Here is a 12,524-nt window from a genome sequence, read left to right as displayed (position 1 = left end):
AATAACTCATTTAAACATCAGAAAGAAATCTCATATTCCTATGGGAATCCTCTAGGGATGAAGATATGAGAGATTGCTAAGCTAAATAATGAAAATACAATAAATATTATAAACTGTTTAAATCGATGAGAAGGTAGCTTAAATCTCACAAATATTTTCGGGAAAAATAAACTTATAAGTGCCAACACACTATTTAAAACAAAAAAGAAAGAGAAAAAATAAAACAAAAATAAGGTTAACATCGTTTCATCATGCACCATTGTGTTTCTCCGTTATTTTGTAAGTGCATCTTCATCAAGTAGCCCTTTTGATTTAGTAAGAGTTATTAATTGACCATTTTTATAAATTGCTCTTTCAAGCCACATATAAGATTGATCATTAGGTTTGGTTGAAGCTCCATTAATCAAAGGGCTTGTATTTGTTGTATGACCAATGACTACAGACTTTGTTTTTCCTAAACTATATAGTTTCTTGGACCATTTACTAGCCAAATTATTGCCATTTTTAGGATTCTCCGCTGTTTTACATCCATGAATTTCAATTTTTACATTGACTGTAAAAACTTCCGATTGAAAGGAATCTAAGTCTTGAGTTTTAAAAGTTTCATTATTAAAAAAATAACGCCACCACCAATATTTATTCATTCTGGAACTACTATCCCCTTGCCTAACAGAAACCATATATAAAGAATTTTCTCCACCATGTGTAAAAATATCTAATGATTTTATACTATTAGCAGGCTGTCTGTTTATTAAATCAATTAAATCTTGTTTAGTTTTAATTTCTCTAATATAAATATTGTATTTGGAACTCTCTTTTAATTTATAAACCCTTTCCAAATTATTCGCTGTATCTTTAAATGTATAATTATCACTTTTGCTATATGCGCCGCCGTATACAATAATTCTATTTTTGCGAATCACTTTTACTTCTTGAGTTGATCCTTTTCTTTGATTAGTCATTACCGAAGCAGTTTTTTCAATCATTATCAAGCTCCAAATTGAGCATCAATTCAGCATCATCTCCAAACCATATTTGTAATTCACTTGATTTATTTGTGGCTATACGCTCTGTTTTACCTTGCTCATCCGTTCTACCACTGTAACATTGAACATCTGATTTAATATAATAGGCAATATCTGGAAGACAATTACCATTTTCATCAACTGCTACAATTTGCTCATCAAAAGTTGCCAGAACAGTATTTGTAAATGATGATTTATTTGAATTCAAATAACTAGAACCTTGACTGTCACCAACTACGTGTGCCTGTTGTGGAAGAATTTTGGCACCACATGTCAATACATCATCCACATATGCCACAGCTCTTCCATCCATAATAATATGATCATGACTTTTAATAACTTCTGACCAACATTTACATTTAGGGCAAAAGTGTCCATCTCCAGCCCTCACAAAAAAATTTCCCATTTGAGAAGTCCGTTGTTGAGTGGCAGGAATAATTCCACCATGATCTGTAGGAGCATTGTGGATAGCAAATGCTTTAAACATAAATATTTACTCCTATGTTTAAATCTCCTTTAATGGCTTTATCATGTTGAATAGCCCCAAAATAAATTATTTTTCCATAATATTTTGAATAACATTTTCCTATTTTTAAAATTTGGTCAATAACTTTTGAAAAAAGCCTCAGGAAGCTTAAACTTAGTAATACATTGACAAAAAAAAGATTAATCATATTTTAAATCCTATATTTTATTAGAGTTGCTTGGAAAAAAAGAAATACTGGGAACAATATCAAACCAAATTCACATTAATTTAAATATAAAGTTTTAATTCCAAGTTTATTTAAATTATATTCATAATCAAGAATACAGCTTGTTTAAAAATTTGCAAATCTTAAAAAATAAAATTTAATAGATGGCTTTTCCTGAGCCGTATTTTTTAATTTCCTTATCTGAAACTTGCATTTAGGGTTTTTCCTATGGAACACTGTTGCCGTTACATTTAGGTAGACAGTATGATCATTCGCGATAAAAGTAATAGCTTTGCCCTACTTTTTGCTTGGCATGGCACCATTCTTCCCAAAGTCTTGCCTGCATTGGCATTCGTTGTGCTGATCTCCACAATTTTAGTCTATTTATCTTCCCATCATTATTTTACCTTTCCTGCCGTACCCGCAATTGGATTTACTGTATTTGGTATTATCCTGTCTATCTTCTTAAGCTTTAGAAATACTGCTTGTTATGACCGCTGGTGGGAAGGTCGCAAATTGTGGGGTGCATTGATCGCCACATCTCGCCATATTTCACGAGACAGTCATGTTTTACCTGAACAGCAACGTCAAGTCCTCATGTATCGTGTCATGCTTTTTACTTGCTTGCTCAGAAATCGCCTACGCAATCAGAATCAAGCCATTGAGTTTTATAAAAACAAAGTTGCCTTAGATGACTCTATATTCGATCAACTGCCTCATCACATCAATGCCTCACAATATGTTTTAGAGCATATTCAAAAATCCTTAGTATCATCTCTTCATCAAGGTGAAATTTCAGATATTATTTACCAAGGTTTAAATCAACATATTGTTGCTTTGGGAAATATTCAGGCTGGTTGCGATCGTATTTTGAGTACGCCACTACCTTATTCTTACTCAGTATTACTACATCGTACCGTGTATTGCTTCTGCTTAATTCTACCTTTTAGTTTAGAAGCCAGTCTTGGTATCTGGACACCTGTGATTGTTAGCTTAATTGCGTATTTATTTTTAGGCTTGGATGCATTGAGTGCGCAACTCGAAGAACCTTTTGGCTTACAAGAAAATGATTTGCCATTAGATGCAATTACCCGTTTAATCGAAAGAGAAATGCTGAGTTCACTGGGCGAGAAATTGCTCGAACCGATCCAATTGGTTAAAAGTAATTTGACTTAATATGGATTTTTTAATTGATCCGATTTTTAACTTCATAGCATTTTAATATATGCACGTCATGCAGATCATCAGTAATATAATTGGCTTGAACTTATGAAAATGAGTGTGCAAAACTTTTTAAGAAAAATAAAACTGCTTTTGGCACTCACTTTAATATTTATAGTCAAACCGCCTGATTATTCACATAAGTGATTTGGCTGATTCATTTATTTTGTACTTTTGAATCATAAACAGTCTTTCTATCACGTGGCGACATGGATGTCGCCACGTTGAGCGGGGGTATTAGGATGTACCCCTCGCTCAACGGAAGATTTTTGTTACTTTTCATCTCTGAAAAGTAAAGTATCGCCTACGCAAAACAATTTAAACTTTAGAGCTAAAGCGTGGCAGTGCAAGCTTTATATCATCAAACAATATATTGATCGCTTTAATTTTATTGATCAACAGAAATGATATTCTACTGTATGAATTTTTCAACAGATTGACTATAGAATAAAAAACAAGAATAAATAAAAAAGGCTTTACCAAAATGTCTACTCAAACATTTGCTAAAGCCTTTTTAATACAACGAAAATTTAATTGGACCACTGACCTAAAGTTACACGGTCATTACCGCCATAATCTTTTACAGTTCGAACCTGTTTAAAACCTGCACCCTTAAATATCTGCTGTACTGCCTCAGCTTGATCATAACCATGTTCAAGCACGATCCAACCTTGTGTTGCAAGCCATTTTTTACCCTGCTGGATAATATGTTCAATGTCTGCTAAACCATGTTGATCGGCAACTAAAGCACGTTCAGGTTCAGAAGCAAGCTGTGGCATATGCTCATCCTCAGCATCAATATAAGGAGGATTGGAAACAATCACATCAAAATATTGCCGATTTAAGGCATTGAACCAACTGCCCAAATAAAACTTCACCTGTGGTAAATCATGTTTTTCAGCATTGTATAGTGCAACCTCTAAAGTTGGCTCATAAACATCTGTCGCTGTTACAGACCAATTCGGACGTTCACTTGCCAAAGATAAAGCAATCGCTCCAGTCCCTGTCCCCAGATCTACAATACGGCAATCTTCTGGTAAGTCTAAATGCAGTACAGTTTCCACCAAAACTTCAGTATCTGGTCGAGGAACTAAAGTATCTTTGCTCACTGTTAAATCCAAGGTCCAGAACGGCTGTGAACCCGTCACATAAGCCAAAGGTTCACCAGCTTGAATACGTGCTAAACCATGCGTATATTGCTGTTCTTGTTCAGTGGTTAATTCCTGGGCTGATTTAAGTGACAAATCAAAAGCATCAATTTTTAGAATATGCTCAAGTAACCAAGCATTCTCTTGACGCTCATAACTTTCAGGCTCTCCACGTAAGGCTAATGCCTGTGCAATATTCATTATCCACCGTTTTGTTGAGCAAGCATTGCCAGCTGATCAGCTTGATATTCACGATGCAAGCTATCTAAAAGTTCAGTCAAATCACCTTCCATAACAGCATCCAACTTATATAAGGTTAAATTGATACGGTGATCTGTCATACGACCTTGCGGATAGTTATATGTACGGATTCGTTCTGAACGGTCACCAGAACCGACCAAGTCACGGCGCATTTCAGAAGTTGCAGCATCTGCCGCAGCACGTTTTGCATTTTCTAAACGTGATGCCAATAACGCCATCGCTTTGGCTTTGTTTTTATGCTGTGAACGCTCATCCTGACATTCAACAACTGTTCCCGTTGGAATATGAGTAATACGGACTGCTGAATCAGTTTTGTTAATGTGCTGACCACCTGCACCAGATGCGCGGTATGTATCGATACGCAGATCAGCAGGATTAATATCAACCGTTGTATCTACATCAACTTCTGGAAGAATTGCAACTGTACATGCAGAAGTATGTACTCGCCCTTGCGACTCTGTGGCAGGTACACGTTGTACACGATGCGCACCACTTTCAAACTTTAAGCGCCCATAAACGCCCTCACCATTGACGAGGCAAATGATTTCTTTATAGCCACCATGCTCACCCTCGTTTTCAGATAAGATTTCAATACGCCAATTTTGTGACTCAGCATATTTGCTATACATACGAAATAAATCACCTGAAAAGATCGCCGCTTCATCACCACCTGTTCCGGCGCGAATCTCCAAATATGCAGAGTTCACATCGTTCGGGTCTTTTGGAATCATGAGAATATTCAACTCAGATTCGAGTTGCTCAATTAAAGCTTTATTCTCTTTGATTTCCTCAACAGCCATATCCTTAAAATCTGGATCGGTTAACATCACTTCAGCTGTTTCAATATCTTCTTCAGCTTGCTTATATTTTTTCCAAACTTCAGTAATTTCTGATAAATCATTATGCTCACGTGATAAATTACGAAAGCGCTTATTGTCAGAGATGACTTCAACGTCTGCCAATAATGCCTCTAATTCCTCATGCCGATCACAAAGTTGATCTAATCGTAAACGTAACGATTCTTTCATTTTAAATACATTCTCAAGCTAAGCCTTAACCACATTTTAAGATTTAAAATACAACCTCAATCACATGGCTAAGAAAATTCTAAAATTGTGCATAGTTTACCGATTCTGCCATTTAAATGACACATTTATATAGGCGCTCTGCCGTGAACTTAACGAATTTATCTGCCAATTTACGAGCTTTATGCTTATTCATAACCGTATTATCTTCATCATTTCTCCTTTTTGTCCCAGCGTTTGCATGTTTTAAAATCACTTTTAATAGAAAACATACATTCAGATACCAAACGTTATCAATTTTCGGGTTCATCTCCACATTTTTTGGAAAAACTTTTGTTACATTTGCTTCATCGAATACAGATAGAGCTGTCCATCTAAGGACATGGAGCAACAGATGAAATTTAATACAATCTTATTTAGTACTGCTTTAGCAGTAACTTCAATGTTTACAGTAAGTGCCCATGCTGACAACTCAACACGTATTGCAGCAACTTCGGCTTTAGGAAGTGTTGTTGGTACAGCCGTAGGTAAACAAATTGGCGGTAACACTGGTGCAATGATTGGTTCAGCCGTTGGTGGTGCTGGTGGTGCAGCAGCTTCAACCAATAGAAGAGATCGTACTGCTGCTGCAATCGGTGGCGGTTTAGGTGGCGTGGGTGGTTATACTGTTGGTAAAAATATGGGTGGCACTACTGGCGGCTATATTGGTGCAGCAGCAGGTGCAGCGGGTGGTTCCGTTTTAGGTAAAAAAGTATCTCAAGACCGTCATGCCGATCAACGCAAGTACAATAAAAAGTACTACAAAAAACATCGTCGTCATCACTAATTGATCCGTGAATGACATCAAGCACCTTCGGGTGCTTTTTATTTGTTATATCAGCCTATTACACTCAATATTTAAAAATGATTCCATCTCGCCTTTAATGGTCGACTGTATCCATGCCACCCAACATGATAATGGCATCAGCTAGAATTGGATGATGGAAAAAGCAAAGAACATTTCATCTATATTAAGTCAATAATATTGTCGCTACCTAAGCCCTATATGATTAATTTAACAAGTTATTTAGCGGATTGAGATAACAATAATCTTCACGAACTCATGTTAAATTTTCATCTAATTTTAAATCTAACTGACGGCTCACCCGACTTATTTTTGCTATGAGGTGCTAGGCTGTGATAGTCGCATTTAGAGTTCAATCTTCTATTTTGTCTCGCTTGTTGCATAATTTTAATATGAATGCTCTCTGATCAATCGCGCTGAGAATAAAGTTTAACATTCACATAATATGAACCAATTAAAGAGCAAGAAATACAATCTAGAAACAAAACACAGAAATTGCTTACATCCACATCCATAATTATTGCTAATTGTTTCGTTATTCTAAGCTCAAGTTAAATAATTTGAAGAAGCTTCGACAAGGAGTTTGAAATGAAACTACAAGCAATACTTGGTGCAACTGTTCTTGCAGCAACTCTAGTCACAACTGCACATGCAGGTAACTCAACCAATACAGCCTTAACATCTGCACTTGGTGGTGTTGTAGGTGCAGCAATTGGTCAACAAATGGGTGGCTCCACTGGTGCAATGATTGGTTCAGCGATCGGTGGTGGTGTTGGTGCTGGTGCGGCATCGAATAAACGCGATAGAAATGGTGCAATCATTGGTGGCGCTTTAGGTAGCGCAGGTGGTTATACTGTTGGTCGTAATGTGACAGGTACATCCACAGGTGGATATATCGGTGCAGGTCTTGGTGCTGCTGGTGGTTCAGCTTTAGGTAAAAAAGTCAGTGAAGATCGTCGTTATGATGACCGTTATGACAACCGCTATGGACGTTATAATGACCGTTATGATCGTAACGGATACCGCAATGTAGACTATCGTTATAATAATCGTAATTATCGCCATGACAACGGGCATCACTATGGTCAATATAAAAACCGTTGGTAGAGTTAATTTCCCGCTTCTACTGATATAACAATATATTCAATCAAGCATTTACCGATGCTTGATTTTTTTTATCCGTCGTATTTTCTCAGCTTTAAATACAAATATCGACAATTTTCGATATACATTACTCAACATATATCGTAGTATTTCGATATATGGTTATATTGAGTTAAAAAATGACATCTATAGCAGATTCGGCATTAAAAAATACCAAGTTTTCTATTTTAGAGCTTGCACCTGTACGTGAAGATCAAACAGTTGGGTTTTCTCTTAAACATAGCTTAGAACTTGCTCAACATGCTGAAACGTTAGGATTCGATCGTCTTTGGTTAGCTGAACATCATAATATGGATGGCATTGCCAGTTCTGCAACAGCAGTACTCTTAGGTTATATCTTGGCAAATACACATAGCATCAAAGTTGGTTCAGGTGGAATCATGCTACCCAATCATGCACCACTGGTGGTTGCTGAACAATTTGGTACTTTGGCAACACTTTATCCGAATCGCGTTGAATTAGGTTTAGGACGTGCACCCGGTACAGATCCTCTAACTATGCGTGCATTAAGACGGGGTCGTCAAGAAACTGAAGATCAATTTCCACAAGATGTCTTAGAGATATTGAGTTATTTTGCAGATGCTCATTCAAACCAAAGAATCAAGGCAACACCTGGACAAGGCACGCATGTTCCAGTTTGGCTTTTAGGTTCAAGTTTATTCAGCGCTCAGCTTGCAGCAAAATTAGGGCTTCCCTATTCATTTGCCTCACATTTTGCACCGAGAATGTTGGGACAAGCCATCCAGCTTTATCGTGAAAACTTTCAACCTTCTGAATATTTGGATCAACCTTTTGTCTCTATGGGTGTACCTACTGTCGTCGCTCAAACAGATGAAGAAGCTGAATATCTTGCAACCAGTGTCTATTTGCGAATTCAAGCTTTGCTGACAGGGCAAAGTTTAAAACTCAAACCACCTGTTGAAAGTATGGAAGGTCGCTGGTCTGTTTCAGAAAAAATGGCTGTGCAAAATTTCCTCGCAATGGCGCAAATTGGCTCACCAGAAACAGTGAAAAAAGGTTTGAATCGACTGCTTGAACAATATCAAGTGGATGAATTTATTTTCACTTGTGACATCTATGACACATCGAAACGTTTAGACAACTTTAGTTTATTAATGGATTTAAAAAAATAATACAAACCCATTACCTTTTCCTCTTTACCAAAATGAAATATGAATTTTCATTTTGGTTTTTTTTGATTTCAATATTACTAAATCATTAATTTAAATATAAATTTAAAGTAATTCATGCTTTAAAACATATATTAATACAACAGAAAAAATGAAAAGATTTGCCATCTCTTTTCAAATCAGCATAATAGAACATATAAAAATCAGTAGAATATCAACTAGGAACAACAATGAATCAATATATCAATAAGCCAACACCTGCTTTTGTTGCAGTGAGCTGGGTGGCACTACTTGCTGGCGCTGCCGCCTACTGTGTGGGTCTGTTTAATGCACAAATTCTCTTAAACGAAAAAGGCTATTACCTCATCTTGATTCTTTATGGATTATTTTCTGCTGTTTCATTGCAAAAAATTGTTCGAGATAAGTTAGAAGGACAACAAGTTACCGCTATTTACTATGGCTTATGTTGGGTCTCAGTGGTGATTTGTGTTGTACTTTTAGCACTAGGTTTATGGAATGCCAACATGACTTTGAGCGAAAAAGGCTTTTATATTATGGCATTTTTACTCAGCCTATTCGGAGCTGTTGCAGTACAGAAAAACATTCGTGATTTAGAGTATTTGAGAACACATACACAACCTGAATTAACCCATTCTCTTCCATCCCAAGTGGAAATAAAAGAGATCGAAACACAGGATGATAAATTATAATTTGTTCAAGGCACTGATAATTTAGGTATTGATCAATTAATCAGATTGAGAGACACGCGATTCAATTTCAACAGATAAAATGATGGAAAACGCTTATCCTAACTTTTGTTGGGCTTTTTTAATGCATGAAAATACAGAAGAAATTACCGAAATGTGCCTCCAAAAAAGTACCTCGTCTAGCCCTATGATCAAACCATCTAATGATTCATACAAGTACTTTGTTATTAATCATTGATATTCAATAAACTGTATATTCCTTAGAAGATTTTGATCATTTATATTTCGCCCTTTTGAATCATAGATGGTCTTGCTATCGTGAAGCGACATGTATATCGCCATGTTGAGCGGGGGTATATGAGCAAAAACAAAACACTGCTTTGTTTGCAGCGCAAATAATGTTATTAAATAAAAATGGGTTGGGCAAAGGAAACCATCGTTTACGCAAAACGATTTAAACTTTAGAGCTAAAACGTGGCAGTGCAAACTTTAGATCATCAAACAATCTATTGAGTTTATTGATAAAAAGAAATGATATTTCACTGTATGGATTTTTCATCAGGATGACTATATGTCTCAACAATCTTTTCATATGACAAATAATTCACTGAGTTGTTATCGAGTTGATATTTTCATCTCTTGATAATGAATAATTTCGCCAATCTTTTCAAAATGAGATGAAATAGAATAAACAACAATATTGACCATTCATCACGCAGAAGAATTCAGTTCAACTCTGGTGTTATTGACTAAAATCTTGACGAATATGAATATTCAGGCACATCAGAAATAGAATTTTTTTAAAACCTCAAAATTGCAAAATCATATTTTCAATATAGTTTGTGTGATTTTTCATTACAGCGTTGCATCTATAAAATATGACTGGTGAGATTTTGAAAAGACTTTACCTCTGTGATTAAGTTGGTTATATCAATAAATGTCGCGATTCTCAGCGACCTATAAATAAAAAAAGGAATAAATATGCTCACCAGGAACAAGAGCCAAAACGAAGGTTTTTTTCAAAACCAATCCGAGTTTTTTAAGCCATATACAGGTAAAATCATTGCGTCCACAGACATGAAACTGCATGACTTTTCTGGTTTAAAAGTTGCAATTATTGGGGTTGATCAATTTACTGTAACGCAACTTGATCAGCTATTAAAGCAAGCTGAACTGGTCAAAGTTTTTCAGATTTCGCCTGTTTTTGTATTACCACAAACAGAACGTGGCATACACAAACTCATTTCGCATCCATTAATTATTAAAAATCGTCGTTTGTTTAATCATCGAATTAAAGCAATGTTGGCGATTCGATATTTAGATGCTCAAGTCCAAGACCAGTGGTTAAAACGCCAGCTTACGCCTAATCTGGCAATGAAAAATAAAGTCTTTTTGAAATCCGATAATTATTATTCAGCCTTGCAACATCCTCGATGCAAGCATATTGCTTGGCCAATTGTTAAAATTACATCCAATTCAATACACGGTATGGATGGAACAGAGTATGTCGTTGATGTTGTTATTAGTACCTATACATCATAGATTTGAATAAAATTTAATTGAAGGAGGCATGTATTGCCTCCTTTTATTTTGTCTGTCCGATATAGCGATAACTATTGGCAGTCTTTTGATAGCGCAAGTAGTTGTTCGTCAGTTTTCCAGCGTTATTGATCAGCAGAATATCTATATTCTTTAAATCTTTAGAAATACGGATAAAATCTTCCAATGGACGTTCCCAGTCCTGACAATCGTTTGCAACGTCTATTGAGTCCAAATTTTTCGTTTTCGTTTCAAAAATTTGAACTGGGGCGAATTTATCTTGGTTCAATATGAATGAATTTATACGATAAGTTCTTGAGCATGTACTCCCAACAAAAACACTGGTGATTAAATATACATCTCGATTTTTTATTTTAACTTGCTCAATTTTATTGATAAATCCAACTGTTGTTAAATCTTGAGTGATTGGACCTTTTTTGCCTTTCAATTGAATCAAATTCGTGGAGTCTCGCATCGTACCGCCAGCAGAAATATCCATTGTATAAGATTTAATTTTGCGATCTAGGCTGTAATGAATTTTCAACATATTCTTTTCGGTTAGTTTAGGAAAAGAATAAGTGAAACTTGCAGGGTCCTTTTTAATTTTTGTTTCAATCGCGTTAGAAATATTTTCATTGTATTGATCACATTCATTTCGCGACGAACAACTATTTTGATAATATTTCTGAATCAACGTTGTTTCGAAATCCTTTAAGGATTCGGCATGCAACTGCGTTAGTATCATGCCCTGCGCACAAAAAAACATCGAAAATGAACTTATTTTTAATATCTTTTTCATATAACAACTCAACATTATCATAATCATCTATACATATTTTATAAGAGCAAAATGTGCATTCTGCTCTTAGCAGTCATTCCATCATATTCGCAAGATCAAAGCTAAGGACAATTTATCCAATTCTGCGTTTTAAGCCTGTCATTTGTAGGACTCGTGTTGAAATTTCTTCAATCGACATTTCAGAAACATTGAGATATTTGATTCCTTCAGAAATATAAATACCCTCTACAGCACGAAGTTCCATCTGACATTGTGAAAAACTTGCATAACGACTATTGGCTTTTCGTTCTGAACGAATTGCAACCAAACGCTCAGCATCAATCATTAAACCAAATAGTTTATGTTTATGTTCTTTGAGTACAGCAGGTAAACGGTTATCGTCCAAGTCTTCTTCAGTGAGCGGATAGTTAGCAACACGAATTCCAAATTGTAATGACAAATAAATAGATGTCGGTGTTTTACCTGAACGAGAAACTCCAATCAAAATCAAATCCGCTTTATCGTAATGTCGCGTACGTGCGCCATCGTCATTGTCTAAAGCAAAATGTACAGCATCAATACGTGCTTTATAAGACTCAGAATCTGTTACAGCATGGGTTTGTCCGACTAAAGTTGTAGGCTGAGTTCCTAAAACATCAGACAACTTACTAATAAGCCCTTCAAAAACATCAAGATTCACTGCATTTGCAGTATTAATAATGTCACGCACATAAGGGTCAACCAAAGTATCGAATACCAATGGTTGCTGACCATCTTTATCAGCTCTTCGATTGATTTCTTCGACCACATTCATCGCCGCTTCTTCAGATGTAATGTAGGGAATGATATGAATATCAAACTTTACATGGGGAAATTGCGCTAATAATGAATGCCCAAGGGTTTCAGCTGTGATCGCCGTACCATCAGAAATAAAAAATACGCTCCGCTTTATTTGGTTACTTTCTGACATTAAAAATCTCCTCAAACATT

The 12,524-nt window shown here is 35.9% G+C and carries 13 protein-coding genes; 6 read left to right on the top strand and 7 right to left on the bottom strand.

Annotated elements, in window-relative coordinates; translation table 11 throughout:
* Window positions 1-272: 272 nt before the first annotated feature.
* From AC1Z3T_RS02360 to AC1Z3T_RS02350, 3 genes are read right to left on the bottom strand one after another with little or no spacing between them, the layout of a single operon-like run.
* The gene (locus AC1Z3T_RS02360) at window positions 273-986 is read right to left on the bottom strand and encodes a hypothetical protein (RefSeq protein WP_100885431.1); all 714 of its coding nucleotides are present in this window, start codon (window positions 984-986) and stop codon (window positions 273-275) included.
* The gene (locus AC1Z3T_RS02355) at window positions 979-1,512 is read right to left on the bottom strand and encodes a PAAR domain-containing protein (RefSeq protein ID WP_100885432.1); all 534 of its coding nucleotides are present in this window, start codon (window positions 1,510-1,512) and stop codon (window positions 979-981) included. Before AC1Z3T_RS02355 ends, AC1Z3T_RS02360 begins: the two co-directional genes overlap by 8 nt.
* The gene (locus AC1Z3T_RS02350; protein WP_100885433.1) at window positions 1,505-1,699 is read right to left on the bottom strand and encodes a hypothetical protein; all 195 of its coding nucleotides are present in this window, start codon (window positions 1,697-1,699) and stop codon (window positions 1,505-1,507) included. Before AC1Z3T_RS02350 ends, AC1Z3T_RS02355 begins: the two co-directional genes overlap by 8 nt.
* A gap of 282 nt (window positions 1,700-1,981) precedes the next feature.
* On the opposite strand from AC1Z3T_RS02350, the gene AC1Z3T_RS02345 reads away from it, so the two are divergent.
* Entirely contained in the window at window positions 1,982-2,893 is a 912-nt protein-coding gene (locus AC1Z3T_RS02345) for a bestrophin family protein (RefSeq protein ID WP_100885434.1), read from the top strand.
* A gap of 575 nt (window positions 2,894-3,468) precedes the next feature.
* On the opposite strand, the gene prmC is transcribed toward AC1Z3T_RS02345, so the two are convergent.
* Window positions 3,469-4,287 carry a peptide chain release factor N(5)-glutamine methyltransferase gene (gene prmC, locus AC1Z3T_RS02340; protein ID WP_100885435.1) on the bottom strand — a complete coding sequence of 273 codons (819 nt, stop codon included), beginning with the start codon at window positions 4,285-4,287 and terminating at the stop codon, window positions 3,469-3,471.
* On the bottom strand, window positions 4,287-5,375 hold the full coding sequence (gene prfA, locus AC1Z3T_RS02335) for a peptide chain release factor 1 (RefSeq protein WP_100885436.1): 1,089 nt from the start codon (window positions 5,373-5,375) through the stop codon (window positions 4,287-4,289). Before prfA ends, prmC begins: the two co-directional genes overlap by 1 nt.
* Before the next feature lie 391 nt (window positions 5,376-5,766).
* Here prfA and AC1Z3T_RS02330 point away from each other — a divergent pair, with 391 nt between their 5' ends.
* The 5 genes from AC1Z3T_RS02330 to AC1Z3T_RS02310 all read left to right on the top strand — a co-directional run bounded on the left by AC1Z3T_RS02330 (window position 5,767) and on the right by AC1Z3T_RS02310 (window position 10,759).
* Window positions 5,767-6,198, top strand: coding sequence for a hypothetical protein (locus AC1Z3T_RS02330; protein ID WP_004824395.1), 432 nt, complete (start codon window positions 5,767-5,769; stop codon window positions 6,196-6,198).
* A 606-nt stretch (window positions 6,199-6,804) separates the two neighbouring features.
* A complete protein-coding gene (locus tag AC1Z3T_RS02325) occupies window positions 6,805-7,323 on the top strand; it encodes a glycine zipper domain-containing protein (RefSeq protein WP_004824397.1) in 519 nt (172 codons plus the stop codon).
* A 176-nt stretch (window positions 7,324-7,499) separates the two neighbouring features.
* Window positions 7,500-8,513 carry an LLM class flavin-dependent oxidoreductase gene (locus AC1Z3T_RS02320; protein WP_100885437.1) on the top strand — a complete coding sequence of 338 codons (1,014 nt, stop codon included), beginning with the start codon at window positions 7,500-7,502 and terminating at the stop codon, window positions 8,511-8,513.
* A gap of 227 nt (window positions 8,514-8,740) precedes the next feature.
* A complete protein-coding gene (gene yiaA, locus AC1Z3T_RS02315; protein WP_042089671.1) occupies window positions 8,741-9,220 on the top strand; it encodes an inner membrane protein YiaA in 480 nt (159 codons plus the stop codon).
* 978 nt (window positions 9,221-10,198) lie between these two features.
* Window positions 10,199-10,759, top strand: a complete 561-nt coding sequence (locus AC1Z3T_RS02310) for an NAD(P)/FAD-dependent oxidoreductase (RefSeq protein ID WP_009584478.1) — start codon at window positions 10,199-10,201, stop codon at window positions 10,757-10,759.
* A 43-nt stretch (window positions 10,760-10,802) separates the two neighbouring features.
* Here AC1Z3T_RS02310 and AC1Z3T_RS02305 read toward each other — a convergent pair whose 3' ends face one another.
* Together AC1Z3T_RS02305 and ppsR are read right to left on the bottom strand one after the other, a co-directional pair.
* Window positions 10,803-11,555: a hypothetical protein gene (locus tag AC1Z3T_RS02305; RefSeq protein WP_100885438.1), complete on the bottom strand. Its 753-nt coding sequence runs from the start codon at window positions 11,553-11,555 to the stop codon at window positions 10,803-10,805.
* A 112-nt stretch (window positions 11,556-11,667) separates the two neighbouring features.
* Window positions 11,668-12,504 (bottom strand): posphoenolpyruvate synthetase regulatory kinase/phosphorylase PpsR, encoded by an 837-nt coding sequence (gene ppsR, locus AC1Z3T_RS02300; RefSeq protein WP_004824407.1) that lies wholly within the window; start codon window positions 12,502-12,504, stop codon window positions 11,668-11,670.
* Window positions 12,505-12,524 lie beyond the last annotated feature (20 nt).

The organism is Acinetobacter sp. B-6, assembly GCF_056930735.1.
Note: the sequence above shows the minus strand (reverse complement) of the source record. Positions and strands in the feature narration are given on the sequence as shown.

What these genes read in the sequence shown, in the direction of transcription:
- prfA (WP_100885436.1), bottom strand. Translation starts at nt 5,375, where the DNA reads ATGAAAGAATCGTTACGTTTACGATTAGATCAACTTTGTGATCGGCAT.
- AC1Z3T_RS02360 (WP_100885431.1), bottom strand. Translation starts at nt 986, where the DNA reads ATGATTGAAAAAACTGCTTCGGTAATGACTAATCAAAGAAAAGGATCA.
- AC1Z3T_RS02305 (WP_100885438.1), bottom strand. Translation starts at nt 11,555, where the DNA reads ATGAAAAAGATATTAAAAATAAGTTCATTTTCGATGTTTTTTTGTGCG.
- AC1Z3T_RS02330 (WP_004824395.1), top strand. Translation starts at nt 5,767, where the DNA reads ATGAAATTTAATACAATCTTATTTAGTACTGCTTTAGCAGTAACTTCA.
- AC1Z3T_RS02355 (WP_100885432.1), bottom strand. Translation starts at nt 1,512, where the DNA reads ATGTTTAAAGCATTTGCTATCCACAATGCTCCTACAGATCATGGTGGA.
- AC1Z3T_RS02320 (WP_100885437.1), top strand. Translation starts at nt 7,500, where the DNA reads ATGACATCTATAGCAGATTCGGCATTAAAAAATACCAAGTTTTCTATT.
- AC1Z3T_RS02350 (WP_100885433.1), bottom strand. Translation starts at nt 1,699, where the DNA reads ATGATTAATCTTTTTTTTGTCAATGTATTACTAAGTTTAAGCTTCCTG.
- AC1Z3T_RS02345 (WP_100885434.1), top strand. Translation starts at nt 1,982, where the DNA reads ATGATCATTCGCGATAAAAGTAATAGCTTTGCCCTACTTTTTGCTTGG.
- ppsR (WP_004824407.1), bottom strand. Translation starts at nt 12,504, where the DNA reads ATGTCAGAAAGTAACCAAATAAAGCGGAGCGTATTTTTTATTTCTGAT.
- AC1Z3T_RS02310 (WP_009584478.1), top strand. Translation starts at nt 10,199, where the DNA reads ATGCTCACCAGGAACAAGAGCCAAAACGAAGGTTTTTTTCAAAACCAA.
- prmC (WP_100885435.1), bottom strand. Translation starts at nt 4,287, where the DNA reads ATGAATATTGCACAGGCATTAGCCTTACGTGGAGAGCCTGAAAGTTAT.
- yiaA (WP_042089671.1), top strand. Translation starts at nt 8,741, where the DNA reads ATGAATCAATATATCAATAAGCCAACACCTGCTTTTGTTGCAGTGAGC.
- AC1Z3T_RS02325 (WP_004824397.1), top strand. Translation starts at nt 6,805, where the DNA reads ATGAAACTACAAGCAATACTTGGTGCAACTGTTCTTGCAGCAACTCTA.